The organism is Trichocoleus sp. FACHB-591 (assembly GCF_014695845.1).
Lineage (GTDB): Bacteria > Cyanobacteriota > Cyanobacteriia > FACHB-46 > FACHB-46 > Trichocoleus.
This window is the reverse complement of the sequence record NZ_JACJPA010000040.1, coordinates 26621-48549: the sequence shown is the minus strand read 5'-3', so window position 1 is coordinate 48549 and position 21929 is coordinate 26621. Positions and strand designations below refer to the sequence as shown.

Sequence of the window (21929 nt, the reverse complement as noted above, 5' to 3'; positions counted from 1 at the left end):
GTAGCGATCGCACTCCGGTAGAACCAGAACGCGAACGCTCATCAACCGATCGCCTGACCTGCCAACCAAGCGGTAGTCCAAGCGCTTTGGAAGTTGAAGCCGCCTGTAACCCCATCAATATCCAGAATCTCCCCAGCTAGGTAAAGCCCTGGACAGCAGCGGCTTTCCATCGTTTTGAAATCCACTTCTTTTAAGCTGACTCCGCCACAAGTGACAAACTCCTCCTTAAAAGCACCTTTACCTTTCACGATATAGGAACCTTGAGTCAGTTCTTGCAGCAGTTGGTTTAGGGCTTTGTTAGAGAGCTCTGCCCAACGAGTTGTTTCTGTAATGCCAGCACTAGCAATCAACCGTTCCCACAGACGGCGAGGTAAGAGAACTGGGCAATTGGGGGCGATCGCTTTTCTGGGTAACTGAGACTTCACCGCAAGCAATTGCTCACGTAAAGCTTCTAGCTTATATTGTGGCAACCAGTTGATTTGCAGAGTGCCTTGATAACGGCTGTCATGCAACGCCCTGGCTCCCCAAGCCGATAGTTTCAGCACCGCTGGCCCACTCAAACCCCAGTGCGTAATTAGTAATGGCCCGCTCTGCTCGAACTGCTCACCATTGCCTGTCCGTAAGCGCACTCGGACTGAGGAGGCAGAAACACCTGCTAAGTCGTGCAGACGCGGATCAGAAACATTAAAGGTAAACAAAGAAGGTACAGGAGGCGCTACTTGGTGACCCAACTGTTTAGCGAGTTGATACCCTTGGGGACTGCTGCCTGTGGTGAGCAAGAGGCGATCGCAACTGAGAGTCTGCCCAGACTTTAACTCCACCTCAAAGCCGGAATCTAAGCGAGTAATTCCTACCACCGGAACTCCAGTGCGAATCTCTACTCCCGCCGCCTTAGCCGCATGAATGAAGCAATCCACAATGGTTTCTGAATCATCGGTGGTGGGGAACATTCGCCCATCAGCTTCGGTTTTCAGTTCCACACCATGCTGATCTAGCCAAGCAATCATGTCTCGTGGCTGGAAACGGGTGAAAGCTCCCCGCAACGCTTTGCCGCCCCTGGGGTAGTACTGCGTTAAAACGGCAGGATCAAAACAGGCATGGGTGACGTTGCAGCGTCCGCCCCCTGAAATTCTAACTTTGGGCAAAAGTTGACGGCCTGCTTCTAGCAGCATGACTTGCGCGTGGGGGTGCGCCTCAGCACAGGCGATCGCGCCAAAAAAACCTGCCGCTCCGCCCCCAATCACTAAAACTTTTAACGGTCGTGAAGACAAAGGAATTCTAACCCTGGTTGCAAATCCTTGATTCTAGGCTAACGCTTCAGTTTCACAAAAAGCTGAAGCCAGCGCTAATCTCTCTTTTTGCCGTCTCCCTTCTCCTGCTCTTTAGCTCGCTCCTTTTCTTGTTTTTCTGCTTCTCGTGCTGCTTCTGCGGCTCGTTCTTCTGCCTCTTGCTGTTGCTCTGCGGCTTTTTCGTCTGGTGGTTCAGGAGGAATGTTCTCAGATTCTGGGGGTAGAGAGGGACTAGTTGACGGAGGTGCAGGTTCTAAGTCGCCTTCTGGTTCAGGAGAAGTTGGAGCGGGCGGTTCAGGCTCGTCGGGGGGTGATGGCTCAGGAGCCTCTGGTAGCACCGGGGGTGTAGGAGTAGAGATGGCTTCTGGAGCGGGAGTTGCAGCTTCTTGAGTTGGAGCTGGGCTGGAAGGCGGAGCGACAGGACTCGGTTGGGCTACGGATGGGTTTGAAGTGGAGGGTTGTCTGGCAACTAAGGCTCCTACCGTTGCAGCTACGATCGCTGCCAGTCCAGCAATCAGCACGTAGCGCCAGAGTTGGGAGCGAGGAGATGCAGCAACGACTGTAGGAACTGACCGAGGAGCTGGCCGAGAAACTGGCCGATGTTGCGGAATTACGGCTACCGTTGCCGCTTGGGTGGTAGCGGAGGGAGTTGGCTGACTGGCAAATTGAGAGTCAGGTAGCAACTGGAGCCACTCATCAACACTGGCTGGGCGTAATTGAGGTTCGACCGCCATGCCCCTGACGACCGCTCGGTTGACCCTAGCACTCAAGTCCGATCGCCACTCTCTGGGTTCTCGGAGGGGTTGGCGATCGCGAAGAATTGAGGGGGCAGGGACTTGCGCTGTCAGCAGCATGTAGAGAGTGGCTGCTAAGCCATAAACATCAGTGGCAGGGGTGCGCTTCTCCTGGGGCAGATATTGCTCAATAGGAGCGTAACCAGGTGATACGAAGCTGGTATGAGTCTGCACCGCTCCCGGCGAAAACTCCCGCGCAATGCCAAAGTCGATCAAAATCACTTGATCGGTTCCTTGGCGCAAAATCAAGTTCTGAGGCTTCACATCTCGGTGCAGTAGACCATTCTGATGGACAACTTTTAGTGCTAGCCCAATCTGACGAATATAGTGAATCGCTGTTACCTCGCCCAGGGGCGTATTCGGCAGAACGACAGCATCCAAGGTAGCTCCGGGAATATACTCCATCACAATGAAGGGCAGACCGTTTTCTGTGAAGAAGTCCATGACCCGAACAATATTGGGATGGATACACAATGCTAGCCTTTTCGCCTCATCCTGAAACTGCTGTTGCGATTGAGCAAAGTTGGGATCTCGGCGGAGGGACTCATCAAGCGTTTTGATCACCACAGGTTGCCCCAGCGAGTGCAGGATGGCTTTATAGGTGACGCCAAATCCGCCGCGCCCCAGCTCTTGCTCAACTGTATATTTGCCGTTTTGGAGGTGACTACCAACTAGAGTGCTCATACCGCGTTTAGAACCACAAACCTGCGACCTCAATCAGCCTAACCTGCGATCGCTGACCCTAAACACTAGCCTCATAATTACTGAATGTTCTTCGACTAACCTCGTGAAATTGCAGCGGTAAAATCCAGCGAAGCCGACTAGCTGAAATCAAGCTGCCGTAATCCCACTCATCTGACCATTTGAGGTTGTCTTTACTACGTCAGCACACTAGCACTCCTAATTGTTGAACTCCACTTCTGCTACGTAGAAATACAGCTCGGACTTCCTATTTTCAAGGGCTGTTAAAGATTTTTTTGTCCGAAAGCTCTTCATCCTTGTGCTTGCTAGCTTAGTAAAGCCGTCAGCTTTCTGTAAATACTTATACAACTGAGACGGCCCAATCACTAGCGTCTATCATCCTTGGGATACCAGAGAATAACCATGCGATTCACTTCCTTCACGAAACTTCCTCTACTGGCAGTTAGCCTACTGGCCCTTTCGGCGATTCCTGCCCAAGCCGCAAATTGCTCCGCTGGCACAGTCACTGCCTTTGGCCTTGGTACTTCCACTTCTTGTATCGGCTCATTCGATGGTAATGATGCTCAAGGAGATGGCTCAGGAGCACTCTTTGGTAAGTTATCAACCGGAGTTTTTGCAGGAATTACAGATTGGGCCTTTGTCGGCAAATCAGATGCGGGGGCCTTTGATGTTACCTCTGGCAACTCTGGCACTTGGAGCGTTGATACCGCTTTAACAGGTCCGTTTGTGCTCAGCTTGAAAGCTTCCAATTCCTGGAGCGCTTATTTCTTCGATGGCTCCAGCGATCCTTTTTCCGTGCTGGGTGGCAAGTGGTCCACAGCTGGAGTGTCTACAAATCGCAAAGGCATCGCTCAAGACCTATCGCACGCCACAATTTATCGAGCTGTGGTCAAGACTCCCGAAGAACCCACCAGCGTCCCGGAACCTTCAGCAACCGCAGCGCTTGGATTGGTTGCGATTGGTACCTTCGCATGGCTTAAGCACAAGCAGGGTTAGAACGCTGGGTTGAGCCAGTCCCCAAGGCATCAAGTCCACTAATGTTTGATGTGATCGAGTTCTAGCGATCGCTGGCTTTTCCTCATTAATTTGCCACAGTGCCCTGAATGCCCTAAATTGTTGAGGTTTAAGACTCCTGTGGCTCAAAATCGGCTTTAGTAGCCCCACATATCGGGCAAACCCAATCCTCTGGTAAATCTGTAAAGGCGGTACCGGGAGAAATTCCTGAGTCTGGATCACCTACGGCTGGATCATAAACGTAGTTACAAACTGTACAGACGTAGCGCTGCATCTTCACTCCTGCCAATCACTGTGCTGCCATCGTACAAGCTCATCGCATTTTCTTTTATAAAGAAGCGGCAAAATTCTAGAGTGATACAATCCCTGCATCCAGCTAGCAATCCGGAAAACTCATGGCTATGAGACGCAGCAGAAGTGCCGCCACTGGCTTTTTGAGGGATTTTCAAGAATTTGCGCTGAAAGGGATTCTCTAAGTTTTGCGATCGCTAAAACTTTGCGACAAGACTTTGCCAAAACAGCTATGAATCCTAGGTAGTTTTGGGATTGCTAGGATTTAAGGACAGGAGCTAAGGATAACTGGGCTAGTAATGGATGGCCTAGTTAATCCAGACTCATGTTTTGGCAAAGTTATCCAGGCAAAGAGGCAGAAATGGTACAGGATTGGTGGCAAGTAACCTTTCCACAGGGCCGACAGCAAATCCAGATTTTAGATGCGAGTGGTTATCCAGTAGCGATCGCCTATGGAGAAAAAGGCAGCGGCCCACCCCTAATTTTGGTTCATGGCGCTGCTAGCTGGAGTTATGCTTGGCGAGATTTAATTGATCCACTATCGCAGCACTTTCGGGTCATTTGTTTTGATGCCAAAGGTTATGGCTTTTCTGCGCAAATTCGCCACTCTGAAGTTCCAGGGCATCAGCTCGTGGAGTTGGCGCGAATTATTCAAGCGTTGTGTCCCGAACCTGCGATCGTCGTGGGCCAGTCATTAGGAGCCCTAACTGCGATCGCTTTAGCGGAAACCTATCCAGAACTAGTCGCTCAGTTAGTGGTGATCAATGTCCCCATCTTTCCAAAGCGCTTGCCGACTTGGGGGATGCAGTGGATGGCCGACATCCCGCTGCCGTTGGTGCAGTGGGTAGATGAATTGCAGCTAGCGCGTCCAGTCACGCCACTGGTGCATTTACTAGTAAAAATTGCTCGCCTCGAAGTAATGGTAGACCCCACCTCTACATCTCCAGAGGAAATTTATTGGTTGACCTACCCTTACACTGAGATTCCAGGGGCAATGACGCAATTCGCGGTAGATATGCGCCAATCTGCCCGCGAAATTCAAGCACTGCTGGCAGGACAGCCGAACCAAATTACACCGATTCAAGATAATCTAGGCGCGATCGCTTGTCCAACTTTGATTCTTTGGGGCAAAGACGATCGCTGGTTTCCCCTGAGTAACGGGGAGGAACTGCATGCTCGCCTGCCTCATGCTCAATTTCAAGTCATTATCAATTGTGGACACGATGCAGCTGTATGCTGCCCAGATGCTATCAGTGACGCAATTCTTCACTTTCTAAGCGATTCTCACCTACCACAACCCACAAGTTTCTCACCAGCTTAATGCTTGTGATAGAAGCCCTTAACGCGATCGCTCAGCCATAATTCTCTCTACAAACCGTAAAACTGAGTGCGAGAGCGTTTATGCCAAAAGAAGTTACTGATGCTGAGGGAATTACCTGGAGCTGTATTCAAGCTTATGCGGGTCTTTCCCAAACCGCCGAGAATCAGGAAGCGGCGAAAGTCAATGAAGACAAAGACACCTATCGAGTAGTCTGTACTCCGAGTGGTGGAGCACAATCGGTACGGCTAGAGTTACAAGGCGATTGGGAAAGCTCTTACTCTGATGATCAACTGCTGCAAGAGATTGCAAAACAGCGGCAAGCAGAGAGTTAAGCGATCGCGGTTTATGGGAGTGCCAGAGGTAACGCTTAGTGGCTGAGAAGCAACCGTTTGACATTGAGGTGGCGATCGCCCAGATTCGGCAAGCTGTAGAACCTTTACCTAAAGCTGCATTGTTTGAACTCGCTGAGGAAGGCTATAACTCTGTCTTCGAGCTTTTGTTGGCTTGCATGATCTCGATTCGCACTCGCGACGAAACCACCTTACCCGTATCACGTCGCCTCTTTCAGCAAGCTCGAACTCCCGTAGAAGTTAGCCAACTCACGATCGCCGAAATTGACCAACTGATTAGCGACTCCACTTTTCACGAAGGCAAAGCCCCTCAGATTCACGCGATCGCTCAACAAGCGGTAGCAGAACATAATGGAGTTCTACCCTGCGACCTCAACACCCTACTTTCCTTCAACGGCGTTGGCCCTAAATGCGCTCATCTTGTCTTGGGGATTGCTTGCAATCAGCCTTATATCAGCGTGGATATTCACGTCCATCGCGTCACCAACCGCTGGGGCTATGTCCACACCCGCACTCCAGAAAAAACCTTGGCAGCACTAGAGAAGCAGCTACCACCCGAATACTGGATCGAAATTAATCGATTGCTGGTGCCCTTTGGCAAACATATTTGTACAGGCGATCGCCCTCGCTGCTCTACTTGCCCAGTTCTGGAAATGTGCCAACAGGTTGGCGTAGAAGCTCATCGTTAACTTCAAAACCAGCTCAAAACAAAACTCCCCCACCTTGCGGCAGGGGAGTTCCTATTAACCTATACAGCTAACGCGAGTCAATCAGTGAAGATTAACCAAACTTGCTGGCAGTAGAGGCGATGAGGAAAGCGGCGTAGGTGAGGACATAGCCAACCGTGAAGTGGACTAGACCAGTCAACCAGCCTTGAACAATAGACAGAGCAACAGGCTTGTCCTTCCAGCGAACCAGGTTAGCTAGAGGAGTACGCTCGTGCGCCCAAACCAAGGTTTCGATCAATTCTTGCCAGTAACCTCTCCAGGAGATCAAGAACATGAAACCAGTTGCCCAAACCAGGTGTCCAAAGAGGAACATCCAGCCCCAGACCGCCAGGTTGTTCATGCCATAGGGGTTGTACCCGTTGATCAGCTGAGCAGAGTTCAGCCAGAGGTAATCGCGCAGCCAGCCCATGAGGTAAGTAGAAGACTCATTAAACTGAGCTACGTTGCCTTGCCATACAGCCAGATGCTTCCAGTGCCAGTAGAAGGTAACCCAACCCAGGGTGTTCAGCATCCAGAAAACAGCAAGGTAGAACGACTGTTCCCATGCAGAGGTCTGGCAAGTGCCGCCTCGTCCCGGACCATCGCAAGGGAAGGTGAAACCGAAGTCCTTTTTATCGGGCATCAGCTTGGTACCGCGAGCATCCAACGCACCCTTGACGCAAATCAAGGTCGTAACGTGCAGACCCAGAGCGATCGCATGGTGAACTAGGAAGTCGCCAGGACCGATGGTCAAGAAGAGGGAGTTGGTGCCGCTGTTGATGGCATCGAGCCAACCAGGTAGGTAAGTAGCGCCAGCATTGGAAGCAACACTATCCGCATTTGATAGCAGGGTGTTGAAGCCATAGAGAGCCTTACCGTGGGAAGCCTGAATGAACTGAGCGAATACAGGCTCAATCAGGATTTGCTTTTCAGGAGTACCGAAAGCAACTACAACGTCGTTGTGGACGTATAGACCTAGGGTGTGGAAACCCAGGAAGAGAGATACCCAGCTCAGGTGAGAGATAATCGCTTCTTTGTGACGAAGTACGCGATCGAGCACGTTGCCTTTGTTCTGGTCTGGATCGTAGTCACGAACCCAGAAGATAGCGCCGTGAGCGAACGCACCAATCATTAAGAAGCCTGCAATGTACTGGTGATGGGTGTACAGAGCTGCCTGAGTGGTAAAGTCCTTTGCCATGAAGGCGTAAGGAGGCATCGCATACATGTGCTGCGCGACCAAAGAAAGCACAGTTCCTAGCGCTGCTAAGTGAATGCCTAATTGGAAGTGCAGAGAGTTGTTGTAGGTGTCGTACAAGCCTTGGTGAGGCAAGTTACCTTGACCTTCGGTCTTAGCGCCAAAGAAGTTCTTGGCGTTCAACATGTCTTTGATGTTGTGACCAATCCCGAAGTTAGTGCGGTACTGGTGTCCCGCAATGATGAAGATAACTGCGATCGCCAGGTGGTGGTGAGCCATGTCAGTCAGCCACAAGGACTGAGTCTGAGGATGGAAGCCACCCAAGAAGGTCAGGATTGCATTACCCGAACCTTCAGCAGTACCAAACAGATGTTGAGCACTATCTGGGTTCTCTGCATAAACACCCCAGTTACCTGTGAAGAAGGGACGTAGACCTTCTGGGTGAGGCAGAGTCGTCAAGAAGTTATCCCAACCCACATGCTGTCCACGAGATTCAGGGATAGCAACGTGAACCAAGTGACCAGTCCAAGCCAAAGAGCTAACACCAAACAAACCAGCGAGGTGGTGGTTCAGGCGAGACTCAGCATTCTTGAACCAAGAAAGGCTAGGACGGAACTTGGGCTGGAGGTGCAACCAACCTGCGAACAAAAAGACCGCAGAGAGGATGAGCAGGAATACGGAACCCTGGTAGAGGTCACCGTTGGTGCGCATCCCGATGGTGTACCACCAGTGATAAACACCAGAGTAAGCCACATTAACCGGGCCAGAAGCGCCACCTTGAGTGAACGCATCAATCGCAGGTTGACCAAAGTGGGGGTCCCAAATCGCGTGAGCAATGGGACGGACATTCAGTGGATCTTTGATCCAGGTTTCGAAGTTACCTTGCCAGGCGACGTGGAACAGGAGGCTAGAAGTCCACAGGAAGATGATTGCCAAGTGACCGAAGTGGGAAGCAAAAATCTTTTGGTAAAGATTTTCTTCCGTCATACCGTCATGGCTTTCAAAGTCGTGAGCCGTTGCGATCCCGTACCAAATCCGACGTGTAGTCGGGTCTTGAGCGAGGTCCTGGCTAAATTTAGGGAATTTAGTTGCCATAGTTTTAGGGAGTCCTCCTCGCCCTTATCCTATCGAAATTGATCGAGCTAGGAAGAATGCCCAGGTTGTGACAATTCCTCCCAGGAGGAAGTGAGCCACCCCTACAGCACGACCTTGAATGATGCTCAAAGCACGAGGCTGGATAGAAGGAGCCACTTTCAGTTTGTTGTGAGCCCAGACAATAGACTCAATTAGTTCTTGCCAGTAGCCGCGACCGCTGAACAGGAACATGAGACTGAATGCCCAAACGAAGTGAGCACCGAGGAACAGCAAGCCATAAGCAGACAGCGCTGTACCGTAGGACTGAATGACCTGAGAAGCTTGTGCCCAGAGGAAGTCACGCAACCAACCGTTGATCGTGATTGCACTTTGAGCAAAGTTGCCACCCGTGACGTGAGACACGGTGCCATCAGGATTGACAGTACCCCACACATCCGATTGCATCTTCCAGCTGAAGTGGAAAATTGCGATCGAGATGGAGTTGTACATCCAGAACAAACCTAGGAAGACGTGGTCCCAACCAGAAATTTGGCAGGTGCCGCCACGACCAGGACCGTCGCAAGGGAAACGGAAACCCAGGTTGGCTTTGTCAGGAACTAGGCGAGAGCCGCGAGCGAATAGTACGCCCTTCAGCAGGATCAAGACAGTGACGTGAATCGTGAACGCATGGATGTGGTGAACCATGAAGTCCGCCGTACCCAATGCGATGGGCATCATTGCGACCTTGCCACCGACAGCAACCGCACCACCACCAAACGCATAGCTAGCAGGAGCCAGCGCGTTAGGAGCAGTACCACCTGGAGCTAAGGTATGAACATTTTGAATCCACTGGGCAAAGATAGGCTGCAATTGAATTGCAGAATCCGAGAACAAATCTTGGGGACGACCCAAAGCCCGCATCGTGTCGTTGTGCACGTACAGACCGAAGCTGTGGAGACCCAAGAAAATGCACACCCAGTTGAGGTGAGAAATGATGGCATCCCGATGACGCAGGACGCGATCTAAGAGGTTGTTTTGGTTTACGACTGGGTCGTAGTCACGCACCATGAAGATCGCGGCGTGAGCAGCTCCACCAACGATGAAGAAGCCACCAATCCACATGTGATGAGTGAAGATGGAAAGCTGTGTCGCGTAGTCCGTCGCCAGGTAGGGGTACGGAGGCATTGCGTACATGTGCTGAGCCACGATGATGCTCAAGGAACCAACCATTGCCAGGTTGATCGACAGTTGAGCGTGCCAAGAAGTGGTCAGGTTTTCATAAAGACCTTTATGGCCTTCGCCTGTAAAGGGACCTTTATGATTTTCCAGAATGGTTTTGATGCTGTGGCCAATACCCCAGTTGGTGCGGTACTGGTGACCAGCAATCAGGAATAGAACTGCGATCGCCAAATGGTGATGTGCAGTGTCAGTTAGCCATAAACCACCTGTCACTGGATTCAGACCACCTTTAAAGGTCAGGAAGTCTGCATACTCACCCCAGTTCAAGGTGAAGAAAGGAGTTAGACCCTTAGCAAAGCTGGGGAAAATCTCTGCCATTAAGTTGGAGTTCAGGATGAACTCGTGGGGCAGAGGAATCTGATCAGCTGGAACGCCTGCATCTAGCAAGGCGTTGATAGGCAGTGCTACGTGGATTTGGTGACCAGCCCAAGATAGCGAGCCCAAACCGAATAGACCAGCCAAGTGGTGGTTGAGCATAGACTCAACGTTTTGGAACCACTCCAGCTTCGGAGCCCGTTTGTGGTAGTGGAACCAGCCAGCAAACAGCATCAGAGCAGCTGCTACCAGACCACCGATAGCGGTGACATATAGCTGGTAGGTATTAGTAAAGCCAGCAGCGCGCCAGATATAGAAGAAACCAGAGGTAATCTGAATACCTTGGAAACCGCCGCCTACGTCTGCATTCAAGATTTCTTGGCCAAAGATCGGCCAAACCACCTGAGCGCTAGGTTTAACGCCTAGAGGGTTAGCCAGCCAAGCTTCATAGTTTGAAAAGCGAGCGCCATGAAAATACATCCCGCTGAGCCAGATGAACACTACAGCCAGGTGGCCAAAGTGAGCACTGAAGATTTTACGGGATACGTCTTCTAAGTCACTAGTATGACTATCAAAATCGTGAGCGAGGGCATGAAGATTCCAAATCCAAGTAGTGGTTTTGGGTCCTCGAGCGAGGGTCCGGTCAAAGTGCCCTGGTTGCGCCCACTTCTGGAAAGAAGTAGGAACTGGGTCTTTGTCAACGACCACCCTTGCTTTAGCCTCTCGCTCCTGTGGACTAACTGCCATTGAGACTCTCCTCTCTTTAGACAAGGAACGAGGAATCTCCCACCCTCAGAGGTGCTGTGAATTCACCTAGAGCCCTTTTCTGAACCGTTACAGAAGCCGCATCCAAGTTTATGAGACCTGAACTAAGCTTTGTAACCCCATCTGAATTTGGGATTCAGAAAAGAATGCAATCGCTATCATTATCGTCCCGCGAGAGGTTGAAGTATGATGCGGAGTGCCTGAGGGGAGCTTCAAGGTGAATTATAGGCTTGCCTTAGGTTGGGTTTACGTAGCAGTTAACAATAATTCAAGTTGTCTAAACCATTAGTGGGTCTGAGCTTGACGTTTTGTGATGCTGAGCAAAATGTCAAGGAGATTTGCATAAGTTCACATAGCGCTAAGAAGTGTAAAAAAACGATCGCTAGTAAAGCCCACTTTTAAGTCAGGTTACTCCTCCTAGACGCTGCGACACGCTCTAGCGAAATTGGCTGAAAAGCAGGCGAACTAGCTTTTTCCAAGTGACAAGACCTGGGAATATAGGTTTTAGCCTTAGAGTAATATCGTGCTGTAACTCCGCAATGACTCATACTCAACTGAGGTGCAATCGGGGAGTGAAAGCCTTTTTCGTTATAGTTCCTTAGGAACGACTTGCGTAAAGATTTTTGATGTCGGTCGCTTAGGAGTAATGCTGCGTGTTTGCGATGAATTGGCGGTGTGCTGCTAAAGGTTTCGTTTCATTCCTAGTAGCAGTCAGTTTGGTGATGGGCCTAGTAAGCTGTGGCGATCGCTCCGAAGCGCGACTTCCTAGTCCCGCCGGATCTCCTCAACTTGTAGGAAAAGCAGGCAAAGTCTCAGAAGTTTCTCCGCCGGAAGTCATTCAAACACTGCGGCAAAGCCTAGAAAAATATCAGCCTCAAGTCTCGATTCTTAGCCCTCGCCCGAGTGAAGTGCTGCAAGACAACACTGTATCGGTGCGATTCCAAGTCACAGATTTACCTCTATTCAAAGATGCTCAACTGGGTCTAGGGCCACATTTACATGTGATTTTAGACAATGAGCCTTATGAGGCTGTTTATAACGCTGAGCAACCTTTGATCTTGAAAGATGTAGCACCCGGAAGTCATACGCTACGAGTCTTTGCCTCGCGGCCTTGGCATGAAAGCTTTAAGAATGAGGGTGCCTACGCTCAAACTACTTTTCATGTCTTTACTAAGACCCAAGAAAATACGCCAGATTTAGAACAACCGCTGCTAACTTATAGCCGCCCCAAGGGAGAGTATGGTGCTGAGCCAATCATGCTCGACTTCTACCTGACCAATACACCTTTGCATTTGGTGGCCCAGGAAGAAGACGATGACGACATCTCCGATTGGCGGATTCGCTGCACTATTAATGGGGAAAGCTTTATCTTCGATCGCTGGCAACCGCTTTACCTCAAAGGTTTTCAGCCCGGCAAAAACTGGGTACAGCTAGAGTTGCTGGATGAGAAGAGTAAGCCGATTGGGAATGCCTTTAACAATACGGTGCGACTAATTACTTACGAACTCAATGGCCAAGATACTCTGTCTAAGCTGGTCCGAGGCGAAATTTCAGCAGAACAAGCGCGGGGCATTGTCGATCCGAACTATAAGTTACAAATTCCCGCGCCTGAACCTGAGGCGATCGCGCCAGTACCTAGCAGCCCTGCCGTAGATGAGCAGCCAGTAGACGAGTTGCCAGAAGAACAACCAGAAGAGCAATTCTCTCCCACACCTTTTACAGAAACTCTGCCTGAGCCAAAGGCCAACCAATCTCCTGCTCCACCTCAAATTCAGCAACCAGAGGCTCCCAAGCCAGGTGGCTACTTCAATCGCTTCCGGAGTCCGGCTGCTCCGATTTACACCACCCCGAAGCCAAACTTCGTCCCTAGAAGTAAGCCAGAGGTGATTGAGACTCCTGAGCCTGAGACTCTCCCAGAAACTCAGCCAGAACCAGCGATCGCACCTTCTTCAGAGCCACTGGAATCTATCCCTCCTTCTATACCTGAAGAAGAAACAGAATCACCAGCAGCAGTAACCCCAGAGCCACTAGAGACTGCAAAGCCCAAATCGGGTGGTTTCTTCAACCGCTTCCGTCGGTCAGCGCCTAGTCCTGTGATTCCAGCTCCTACTGATGCGCCCACTTTTCCAGACTTACTGGAAGCTCCAACTTCAGAAACTTCTAGTGACATAGAGCCAACCCCTGCTGCGACTCGTACTGCATCGCCTGAAGCTGCTGAGGAGCCCGCTAAGGTTGAAACACCTGCAACTTCCAAGCCAACTGGGTTCTTTAATCTCCGTCCGCCTGCTCCCAACCTCGCGCCAGAGATCATCGCACCAGAGGTCACAGAAACTCCAGTCGTAGAGCCAGCAGTCCCAACTGACACGGCTGAGCCTACTCCAACTGAGGCGGAAACTCCATCGGCTGACGAAAATCTCCAGGCTCAACCCCCTGAATCTAAACCGGGTGGCTTTTTTAATCGTTTTCGGAGTTTAGTGCCTGCTCCGGCTGCGCCTCCAGCACCAGAGGCGATCGAGGCTCCAGAAGTAACTCCCAGCATAGAAGCTGCGGAACCCGCGATCGCTCCTAGCCTAGAGCCATCTGTAGCAGAGCCTGAAGTCCCAGAGCCAACGCTGGAGTCTAAGTATGGAGACATTTTTGAGCGGCTGCACCAGGCAACTCCTGCTCCTGTGATGCCTGCGCCAATTGTGACTCCTGCCTTGCCGGAGGTGGTGGTGCCAAAGCCCAAGCCTACGCTACCGCAGCAGACAGCTCCAACGATCCGTAAACGTTCGCAGCCAGCACCGATTGCACCTGCTGTGCCTAAGGAAGTGCCTATCATTCAAGCACCAGAGCAGTCCGATCGCGTACAGCAACTGCGCGAGAAGTTTGCGTCTCCCAGCTTACCCGCAATTACGGACTCACCTGATAGTAATCCAGAAGCTGAGGCTGGCAGTTCGGTTGACAGCGTAGAATCTCTCGAAACTCCTTAAAAACTTTGGGGCTTGATTGCTAGAAGATACTCATGCCTCGCGTTAGAGCCCCAGAACTTCCACAAGACCGACCTTGGTTGAACACAGCTCATCCTTTGACGCTGCGATCGCTTCGAGGTCGGTTTGTTTTATTAGACTTTTGGACCTACGGCTGCATCAACTGTCTTCATGTTCTGCCAACTATGAAATACCTGGAGCAGAAGTACAAAGACAGCCTCACAGTGATTGGAGTTCACTCCGCTAAATTTACCAATGAGCAAGAGCTAAACAGCATCCGTCAGGCAGTTCTGCGCTACGACGTTGAACATCCGGTGCTGGTAGACAGTGAGTTTGAAGTTTGGCAGCAGTACGCGGTTCGAGCTTGGCCCACTATAGTCATCATTGACCCTGCTGGGTATGTGCGGCATTCTTTGACTGGGGAAGTCAGCCGCGATCGCCTAGAAGCTTTACTAGATGAGCTATTCCAAAACTCTCAAACTCAAGAAACTCTGCGCTTAAAAGAACTGAGCTTTACCCTGGAAAAGCAACAGCAAACCCTGACTAGCTCTCTTGCTTTTCCGGGCAAAGTTTTAGTTGGGCAGGTGGGGACAGAAGTTTGGTTATTTGTGGCTGACTCTGGTCACCATCGGTTAGTTATAGCGACGCTGACAGGTGAAGTGCGACATGTGATCGGGACTGGGGAACCTGGGTTAGTAGATGGCACTTTTGCGGAAGCCAAATTTTTTGCGCCTCAAGGGATGAGTCTTGACTCAGACCAGTTGATTCTCTATGTAGCCGATGCTGAAAATCATGCGCTGCGTCGTGTTGACTTGAGGCAACAACGGGTAGATACGATCGCTGGCACCGGAATCCAAAACCGTTTAATTCGACCTCAGCAAGGATTGGCTTTAGAAACGCCGTTAAATTCTCCCTGGGATGTCGAAAAAGTAGGCGATCGCCTCTTCATTGCGATGGCAGGGCCACATCAAATTTGGATCATGCACTTATTAGCTGGATTTATTGAAACTTATGCAGGTAGTGGCGCAGAAGGGGGAGTTGATGGAGAACCGACCCAGGCAGCTTTTGCTCAGCCCAGCGGTATCAGTACAGATGGGCAAGAACTCTATGTAGCTGATAGTGAAATCAGCGCCATTCGGGGCATAGGCTTAGGCCCAAACTATCAAGTTAGAACCATTTGTGGAAGCGGAGAGTTATTTAGCTTCGGTGACGTAGATGGCATAGGGGAAGCGGCGCGCCTTCAGCATTGTTTAGGCATTACCTATGCTCAAGGAAACTTGTGGGTTGCAGACACCTACAATCACAAAATTAAGCGAGTTGCCCTAAGCACTCAGCATTGTCAAACTTTGGTGGGCAATGGACAAGCTGGGCATCAAGATCGGCAAGGTACTGATAGCTCTTTTGCCGAACCCTCTGGCCTCAGTATTTGGGGCGATCGCCTGTATGTAGCGGATACCAACAACCATGCCATTCGCTGCGTTGCTCTAGATACCTTAACTGTCTCCACTTTGACCTTTCCTGGCTTGTGCAGCCCAACTCTTTGTTGGCCAGACTTCACCCTCTAGTTCTTAGCTAGCTATCTGGTGTGCCAAGGACCTGTAGAATTCGGTTCACATTATCTAGCTCTCCCACAATGCGCCGCACTGGATGAGGCCACACCCGCACTAGTGTCGGTGTAGCAGAAACTTGGTCTGTCTCTGCTTGTTCGGGGTGCTTCAGAATATCAATGACCTTGAGTGTATAGGGGTGATGCAGCGAATTCTCTAAAAGTTCATGTAAGGTTTGTAGAGTTTGCTCAGTTGCCGCACTATGCCCAGATACAAACAATCGGAGCACATATCCCTGGGTGGTGCGCTTAGATGCCACAAGCGTCTCATCTAGCTCATGGAGCGATCGCGACGGTGCTGTAGGAGCACTTTCCCAACGAGAAAAGTTTTGGTCGAAACGGACAATTAATTCATGCGATTCCCACAGTTGGGGAAATTGACGGCGATAAGCGGCCAAAACCATGGGGTCACATAAGCCATCAGCGATCGCCACAGGTTGCCAGGCTAAATGTTTGGTTTCAAATAAAGCATTGAGCAAGGCTTGATGACGTAAAACCGGGGGATAGGCCTCTGCAAACACGCGCACCTGCTTAGTTTGAGGATCAAGCCAGCGATCGATCGTGGCAGTGTAGCAAGGAACGAGAAAGTGAGGCGGTTCTGGTAAGCCCAAAATTTCTTGCAAAGCCACACATAAATGCAAATGCCAACGCTTTTGCTTGTTTGGATCGATGCAATAAATTAGATCCCCTTTGGGCGTAAATAGGGCAATGCCTTTGAATAGTTGTGGCGGTGAAGAGCGAGCTTGATTCAAGAGATATTTACAGCTAGGAGATCATGTATAGAAATTGTAAGGATTTAATCTAGCACTGCGCTGAACTAACCTATGGAAAAAAGCAACTACTTTCTAGGTGAAAGCAGTTGCTTGAAGTGGATGACTAATGTAACAGAAACTCACGGGTAGGGTTAGAGAAAATACTTTTACCCTAAAGCTGAGTGAGCTGGCTCTTGCTAGATACGGCCTCTCAGGGTCATAGCCATTTCGTTCGCCTTAGGCGACGCCTCTAGTGCGGTTTCCTCAGTAATCCGACCTGCTTCGTAGAGTTTGTACAGCGACTGGTTCATCGTGCACATACCGTCAAAGGTACATTTCGGAATGATCGCCTCAACTTCATCCACGTCGCCCCGCTTAATGTAGTCACGGATGGCGTCAGTGTTGATCATGATTTCGTGAATCGCGGCCCGTTTGCCGTCGGTTGTCCGCACGAGACCCTGAGCAATGACACCGATGAGAGATTCTGCCACCTGAATCCGCATGGGGCCTTGTTCCTCTGGGTTATAGAGGTTCAGAATCCGCTCAATCGTTTTCACAGCGCTGTTGGTGTGCAGGGTACCAAACACTAAGTGACCTGTTTGCGCTGCCTTGAGTGCCGTGTTCACTGTCTCGCGATCGCGCATCTCCCCAATCAGGATGATGTCTGGGTCTTCCCGCAAAGAAGCTTTTAAAGCGTTATCAAACTTGAGGGTGTTAATCCCGACTTCCCGCTGCTTGATCAGCGATCGCCGACTTTTGTGGACGAATTCAATCGGGTCCTCAATAGAGATGATGTTTTTCGGCATCTCCTTATTGATGTAGTCGATCATCGCCGCCATCGTGGTGGACTTACCGGAACCTGTTGGCCCTGTCACCAAGATCAAGCCTTTGTGGTAATGGCACAAATCGCGGAAGACCGGAGGTAGGCTGAGTTCCTCCATCGTCAAGATCTTCACCGGAATCAATCGCAGCACCATTGCAGGGCCGTGTAGGGAATCAAAAATATTGATCCGGATGCGGGCAAAGTCGTACTGAGAGGCACCGTCAAAATCTAGCGTGTCCTGAAAACGACGAATTTCCTCATCAGACAAAATCTCTCGCAACCAACTCATAAAGGTGGCTTCATCTGTGACGGGGTAGTTCGTCGTGTCAATTTCTCCCCGGTTCCGGAAGCGCGGAGTTTCACCAACTCCCAAGTGAACGTCAGAAAAGCCTTTATCGTAAGCTTCCCGGACCAACTGCTCTAGGGTGGGTGCGCCAGTATTGGTTTTGCGAGCCGCATTAGGAGAACTCGGTGGTGCACCAGGACGGTGCCCCGCAGGAGATCCAGGAGGCGCTGGGGGAGGAGCCATTGGAGGCGGCGCAGGGTTTTGAGCTGCGGTAGCCGTTGGCATAGGCATCGTCTGGGGAGACATTTGCTGAGTAGCCCCTGTAGGTACAGTAGTGGCAGCAGACCGCATGGGGGGTGGAGGCGGTGGAGGTACGCGGGGACCAGGAGCAGGGGGCGGCGAGATGGGTGGGCGCTGTGATTCTGTCATATACTACTTCTCTACAAGAACGTTGAGATGCAAACAACCCGTAGAAGTCTGTCAAGCCAATGCAGATTTGACTGGGAAAAGCTTCAAGCTCCCGACTGCCTTAACTTCCTGGATGAAAGGCTTGACTTTTTTGTCAGGATACGCAACTACCTATCATTCCATAGAGTAACTGCAAAACTTTTCTAACGTATATACCTAAGCCAAAGATTTTGGTCGAAAGCATTTTATTGACTTCCATCTTGCTCAGGGTTCCCCCGTGACTTTGTCAAAGCATCAAAGAGATTGAAATTACTGTGTCCCATGTCTTGGGGAAGCAGCAACAGGTAGGTATAGGAGAGTCAGGTATCGGGTATAAGTGTTATGAAGTGAGGCAGGTTGGTAGAGGCGATTAGCCTAGGAAAAGCCTTTGCGTGAGTTGTTATTTACAATCGATTCAGTTCAATGCAGCAATTTCCCATTCGAGTTTGCGTGACGTTAGGCACCCGCCCCGAAGCCATCAAAATGGCCCCTGTAATTCAACAGTTTCGGCGTTCTGACCGTTTCGATACGCAAGTAGTTTTGACAGGTCAACATCGAGAAATGGTTGCACAAGTGATGCAACTGTTTGACTTGCAAGCCGATCAAGACTTGGCAATTATGCAACCTCAGCAAACTCTCACTGATATTACTTGCCGCAGCTTGCAGGGGCTAGAGCGTCTATTTAAGGAAATTGAGCCGCAAATTGTTTTAGTCCAAGGTGATACTACTACAGCATTTGCTGCCGCTCTGGCAGCGTTCTACCAAAAAATCCCGGTGGGTCATGTGGAAGCGGGTTTGCGCACGGATGACCTCTACAACCCTTATCCCGAAGAAGCGAATCGTCGGTTGGTCTCGCAGTTAACTCAGCTACATTTTGCCCCGACGACTCTGGCTGTAGAGCATTTACAACGCTCTGGTGTGGTAGGCGAAATTCACCAAACAGGTAATACGGTGATTGATGCTCTGCTATCTGTGGCAGCGCATCACCCTGTTTGTAATATTCCAGGCTTAGACTGGCAGCAACATCGAGTGCTGCTGGCGACGGTACACCGCCGAGAAAACTGGGGTGAGCCGTTGCAAGATATTGGTCAGGGGTTTTTGGAAATTCTCGATAAGTTCCCTGACACCGCTTTATTGCTGCCGCTACACCGCAATCCGACCGTGCGAGAACCCTTGCAAGCTCTTTTAGGCAAGCATCCTAGGGCTTTTTTGACTGAACCTCTAGATTATGCTGATTTAGTTGGGGCGATCCAACGTTGCTATTTGCTATTGACAGACTCCGGCGGACTGCAAGAAGAAGCGCCTAGCTTGGGTAAGCCCGTATTGGTCTTGCGGGAAACCACAGAACGGCCCGAAGCGATCGCGGCTGGCACGGCTAAGCTAGTGGGAACCCAACCAGCGGACATTATCAATGCAGCGACCGATCTCTTGAGTCATCCCACTGCTTATGAAAAGATGGCAACTGCCGTTAATCCCTTTGGAGATGGACGAGCGGCTGAGCGGATTCTAAAAATCGTGACTCAGTATTTTGAATAATTCAGAATTTTGATTACTCAGGTCTGAGGAATTTAGCTCGGTGGTCTAAGAAAGCCCAGCAGCAACTTAATTTTCGTCAGGTAAATCAACTTGGCGGGGGCGCTGCTGATCTAACAAATTTTGCTTAGAAACTTTGAGCTGCTGCCATAACTTCTGAATTTCCTCATAAGCTTCTGTCGGAGAAATTTTGCCGCCTGCTTCTAAGCCGCAAATAATGGAAACCCGTTGAGTAAACTCTTGCAAGTTAGCATTAAAGGCTAAATATTCGGGTGTGAACTCACCGTAATACCGCCCGGTTGGATAGAGGAACTTGTCTTTATTGGTATTGATGCCTGTATTGTCCGCCACAACAATCACCCCAGCAATATAGTTCAGTACTTCATGCGCTAACCTTAGTTTGCCCAGAGGAAGCGTTTCTTTGACACTGTCTTAAGTAAGCATCCCTTGACATCAATCTAGAGGTTGTCAGTCAGAAATTCGGTGAACTAGCAGGATGAGTAGAAGTTGAAGGCCAAGCGATCGCAAATGTAAGTATTACTGAAATTTGGCTAATTTTTATTTACACAGATCGCTAGCGCTAATCTTAGAAAGTGGTTTATAGGACTATTGCTCAGCCTAATTTGCCCGCTGATTAGATTTATTTCAGTGCTCTATTTACGTGATCTTCATCACTTAAAAAAGCCTTGATTATTTCAAGCGCTGCAACTGGCTGCTCTACGACAGATACTAATTCGGGAGCCAGACCTTTAAAGAAAGTTTGGCTAGAAGCATTTTTATTTAACAAAATCACTTTTTTCTGAGCTTTAAGGGCTAGGGCAATTTCTGAAGCAGTTCCTGCGCCCATGCCACAGGCAATGACCACCTGGCTAGAGAGCACATTAATGTTGTTGCGGGCACTCCCCATGCCCGTCAAGACAGGAATATCGACTGCCTCTGACATTGCTGCCCTGTCAGCGCTGGGCAAAATTCCTATCGTTAGTCCGCCTGCTTGTTTGGCACCTTGACTCGCAGCATGCATTACGCCAGCATTGCGTCCACCCGTGAGTAGCACCCACCCTTCTGTAGCAATCAACTGACCGACTGTATAAGCATTTTGTAGGTCTAGGGCAGTTGCCTCAGACCCAGGTCCCATCACTCCGATCACAACTTTAGGCATAATTTTGCTGCTAGTGGGGTGAAGGGCAATTTGAGAGAGTTTAGGTGTACCTTTCTCAGATTCAAATCTTAGAATTCAATCTGAAGGCATTCCAGTTACAGGCGCTGTCTGACTGCTTGACGAATTTCTTCTAGGCGTATTGTTCGGCCTCCTCCAGAACCGGGACATTCTGTTTGCACGCGATCGCGATGGGCACAAATCCGGGGGAGTTGACGAATCCCAAAGGCATTGGTGGGCGTTGGTACAAGTTTCACCGGATCATCAATGCCATAGCGTTTGCATAGGGTCGTGCACAGAGCGACAGCAGACTGAAACTGGGCAGGACTGATGGTGGCGCTGGTGTAAACTCCATCGAAGGCGATTCCCAGACCATCATTAATCACGTCATGGGCTCCACGTTTCCGTTCAAAGCGAGCTTCGTAAATTCTGCCACTAGGCATGATTACGTAGTGATAGCCAATATCGCTCCAGCCATTACCGCCAACATGGCTTTGCCAAAGCTGCCGCATCCGTTGGATTTCTTGACTCTGATTGGCACTAGGCGACAAGGTAGGACTAACAAAGGTGTGATGCATGGTAATCCGCCGAGGTTGCAGATTAGCCACATCCGAAGGAGTGGGCTTGCTTGTCCAAATGCTACGGGGCAGTACTTGTAATGCCGCGGGCTGCACTTCCAAAGTGGTTTGAGCGCGGTCTTGGTCGGAGCCAATAATTTCGATTAGGCGTTTGCCAGAACCGTGAAATAGCAAACTTGCTTGCCATTGACCTGCCTGCACCCGTGGTCGGGCCAGTTCGATCGTTTTGTCAGCTCTAAGAATTAGCTGATCTCCTTCTTGGTAAGAATCCGCAAAGCCGCGCAGAATAAAAGCTTCTTCTGCACGGACATTTTGAGGTAGTGGAGCAAAACGCAGGCGGGGCGAGATGATCGGTTTAACCGCTTCAGCGACCACTTCGATCGGCACATCTACGCTTTCATTCGCGATCGCCACTTCTAGCTGACGATTACCAGGTTGTAAAAAGACGAACTCAACTCGCCAAGCTCCGTCTGCACCCACAACTGGCCCAGAAGTTTTAATCTGATCATCGATAGTTAAGCCGATAGCTTTGCCAGCATTTTCTGGAGAGGTCGTCCCTACAATCGAGAATTTTTGTCTAACTAGAACCGGATCAGTAGGGGCTTGTAGAACTTTGATCATTTGGATGACACCTTGGGGCAGCGGTAAAGAAATTATGGAAGCAGAAGTGCTAGTTGTTGAGTGAAGTACTAGTTTTTTTTATAAAGGATCGTATTGAGATTC

The 21929-nt window shown here is 50.2% G+C and carries 17 protein-coding genes; 7 read left to right on the top strand and 10 right to left on the bottom strand.

Annotated elements, in window-relative coordinates; genetic code table 11:
• Positions 1–41: 41 nt before the first annotated feature.
• Positions 42–1271: an NAD(P)/FAD-dependent oxidoreductase gene (locus tag H6F90_RS06430; protein WP_190551252.1), complete on the bottom strand. Its 1230-nt coding sequence runs from the start codon at positions 1269–1271 to the stop codon at positions 42–44.
• A 74-nt stretch (positions 1272–1345) separates the two neighbouring features.
• Entirely contained in the window at positions 1346–2767 is a 1422-nt protein-coding gene (locus tag H6F90_RS06425) for a serine/threonine-protein kinase (RefSeq protein ID WP_190551249.1), read from the bottom strand.
• Positions 2768–3187: 420 nt separating this feature from the next.
• Here H6F90_RS06425 and H6F90_RS06420 point away from each other — a divergent pair, with 420 nt between their 5' ends.
• Positions 3188–3781 carry a PEP-CTERM sorting domain-containing protein gene (locus H6F90_RS06420; RefSeq protein WP_190551247.1) on the top strand — a complete coding sequence of 198 codons (594 nt, stop codon included), beginning with the start codon at positions 3188–3190 and terminating at the stop codon, positions 3779–3781.
• A 127-nt stretch (positions 3782–3908) separates the two neighbouring features.
• On the opposite strand, the gene rd is transcribed toward H6F90_RS06420, so the two are convergent.
• A complete protein-coding gene (gene rd / locus H6F90_RS06415; protein ID WP_190551245.1) occupies positions 3909–4073 on the bottom strand; it encodes a rubredoxin in 165 nt (54 codons plus the stop codon).
• 342 nt (positions 4074–4415) lie between these two features.
• Between rd and H6F90_RS06410 the strand changes: the two genes are divergently transcribed.
• The 3 genes from H6F90_RS06410 to H6F90_RS06400 all read left to right on the top strand — a co-directional run bounded on the left by H6F90_RS06410 (position 4416) and on the right by H6F90_RS06400 (position 6450).
• Positions 4416–5411 (top strand): alpha/beta fold hydrolase, encoded by a 996-nt coding sequence (locus H6F90_RS06410; RefSeq protein ID WP_242024369.1) that lies wholly within the window; start codon positions 4416–4418, stop codon positions 5409–5411.
• Between the two features lie 80 nt (positions 5412–5491).
• Complete coding sequence (locus H6F90_RS06405; protein ID WP_190551243.1) at positions 5492–5743, top strand: hypothetical protein; 252 nt, start codon at positions 5492–5494, stop codon at positions 5741–5743.
• Positions 5744–5781: 38 nt separating this feature from the next.
• Entirely contained in the window at positions 5782–6450 is a 669-nt protein-coding gene (locus tag H6F90_RS06400; RefSeq protein WP_190551241.1) for an endonuclease III, read from the top strand.
• Positions 6451–6541: 91 nt separating this feature from the next.
• On the opposite strand, the gene psaB is transcribed toward H6F90_RS06400, so the two are convergent.
• Positions 6542–8758 carry a photosystem I core protein PsaB gene (gene psaB, locus H6F90_RS06395; protein ID WP_190434993.1) on the bottom strand — a complete coding sequence of 739 codons (2217 nt, stop codon included), beginning with the start codon at positions 8756–8758 and terminating at the stop codon, positions 6542–6544.
• A 24-nt stretch (positions 8759–8782) separates the two neighbouring features.
• On the bottom strand, positions 8783–11038 hold the full coding sequence (gene psaA / locus H6F90_RS06390) for a photosystem I core protein PsaA (RefSeq protein WP_190434996.1): 2256 nt from the start codon (positions 11036–11038) through the stop codon (positions 8783–8785).
• A gap of 671 nt (positions 11039–11709) precedes the next feature.
• Between psaA and H6F90_RS06385 the strand changes: the two genes are divergently transcribed.
• Positions 11710–14028 carry a hypothetical protein gene (locus tag H6F90_RS06385; RefSeq protein ID WP_190551238.1) on the top strand — a complete coding sequence of 773 codons (2319 nt, stop codon included), beginning with the start codon at positions 11710–11712 and terminating at the stop codon, positions 14026–14028.
• A gap of 32 nt (positions 14029–14060) precedes the next feature.
• Positions 14061–15590, top strand: a complete 1530-nt coding sequence (locus tag H6F90_RS06380; protein ID WP_190551236.1) for a thioredoxin-like domain-containing protein — start codon at positions 14061–14063, stop codon at positions 15588–15590.
• Positions 15591–15597: 7 nt separating this feature from the next.
• Here H6F90_RS06380 and H6F90_RS06375 read toward each other — a convergent pair whose 3' ends face one another.
• A complete protein-coding gene (locus H6F90_RS06375) occupies positions 15598–16383 on the bottom strand; it encodes a circadian clock KaiB family protein (protein ID WP_190551234.1) in 786 nt (261 codons plus the stop codon).
• 197 nt (positions 16384–16580) lie between these two features.
• The gene (locus H6F90_RS06370) at positions 16581–17921 is read right to left on the bottom strand and encodes a type IV pilus twitching motility protein PilT (protein ID WP_190551232.1); all 1341 of its coding nucleotides are present in this window, start codon (positions 17919–17921) and stop codon (positions 16581–16583) included.
• A 441-nt stretch (positions 17922–18362) separates the two neighbouring features.
• Between H6F90_RS06370 and wecB the strand changes: the two genes are divergently transcribed.
• Positions 18363–19475: a non-hydrolyzing UDP-N-acetylglucosamine 2-epimerase gene (gene wecB, locus H6F90_RS06365; RefSeq protein ID WP_190551230.1), complete on the top strand. Its 1113-nt coding sequence runs from the start codon at positions 18363–18365 to the stop codon at positions 19473–19475.
• Between the two features lie 66 nt (positions 19476–19541).
• Here wecB and H6F90_RS06360 read toward each other — a convergent pair whose 3' ends face one another.
• The 3 genes from H6F90_RS06360 to H6F90_RS06350 all read right to left on the bottom strand — a co-directional run bounded on the left by H6F90_RS06360 (position 19542) and on the right by H6F90_RS06350 (position 21827).
• The gene (locus tag H6F90_RS06360) at positions 19542–19823 is read right to left on the bottom strand and encodes a hypothetical protein (RefSeq protein ID WP_370587961.1); all 282 of its coding nucleotides are present in this window, start codon (positions 19821–19823) and stop codon (positions 19542–19544) included.
• Between the two features lie 289 nt (positions 19824–20112).
• Positions 20113–20631 (bottom strand): TIGR00725 family protein, encoded by a 519-nt coding sequence (locus H6F90_RS06355; RefSeq protein WP_190551228.1) that lies wholly within the window; start codon positions 20629–20631, stop codon positions 20113–20115.
• Positions 20632–20726: 95 nt separating this feature from the next.
• Positions 20727–21827, bottom strand: a complete 1101-nt coding sequence (locus H6F90_RS06350; RefSeq protein ID WP_190551225.1) for a peptidoglycan recognition family protein — start codon at positions 21825–21827, stop codon at positions 20727–20729.
• Positions 21828–21929: the final 102 nt, after the last annotated feature.

Coding starts and splice junctions, on each gene's coding strand:
- H6F90_RS06425 (WP_190551249.1), bottom strand. CDS start 2,767: ATGAGCACTCTAGTTGGTAGTCACCTCCAAAACGGCAAATATACAGTT.
- H6F90_RS06420 (WP_190551247.1), top strand. CDS start 3,188: ATGCGATTCACTTCCTTCACGAAACTTCCTCTACTGGCAGTTAGCCTA.
- rd (WP_190551245.1), bottom strand. CDS start 4,073: ATGCAGCGCTACGTCTGTACAGTTTGTAACTACGTTTATGATCCAGCC.
- H6F90_RS06410 (WP_242024369.1), top strand. CDS start 4,416: ATGTTTTGGCAAAGTTATCCAGGCAAAGAGGCAGAAATGGTACAGGAT.
- H6F90_RS06405 (WP_190551243.1), top strand. CDS start 5,492: ATGCCAAAAGAAGTTACTGATGCTGAGGGAATTACCTGGAGCTGTATT.
- psaB (WP_190434993.1), bottom strand. CDS start 8,758: ATGGCAACTAAATTCCCTAAATTTAGCCAGGACCTCGCTCAAGACCCG.
- psaA (WP_190434996.1), bottom strand. CDS start 11,038: ATGGCAGTTAGTCCACAGGAGCGAGAGGCTAAAGCAAGGGTGGTCGTT.
- H6F90_RS06380 (WP_190551236.1), top strand. CDS start 14,061: ATGCCTCGCGTTAGAGCCCCAGAACTTCCACAAGACCGACCTTGGTTG.
- H6F90_RS06370 (WP_190551232.1), bottom strand. CDS start 17,921: ATGACAGAATCACAGCGCCCACCCATCTCGCCGCCCCCTGCTCCTGGT.
- wecB (WP_190551230.1), top strand. CDS start 18,363: ATGCAGCAATTTCCCATTCGAGTTTGCGTGACGTTAGGCACCCGCCCC.
- H6F90_RS06355 (WP_190551228.1), bottom strand. CDS start 20,631: ATGCCTAAAGTTGTGATCGGAGTGATGGGACCTGGGTCTGAGGCAACT.
- H6F90_RS06350 (WP_190551225.1), bottom strand. CDS start 21,827: ATGATCAAAGTTCTACAAGCCCCTACTGATCCGGTTCTAGTTAGACAA.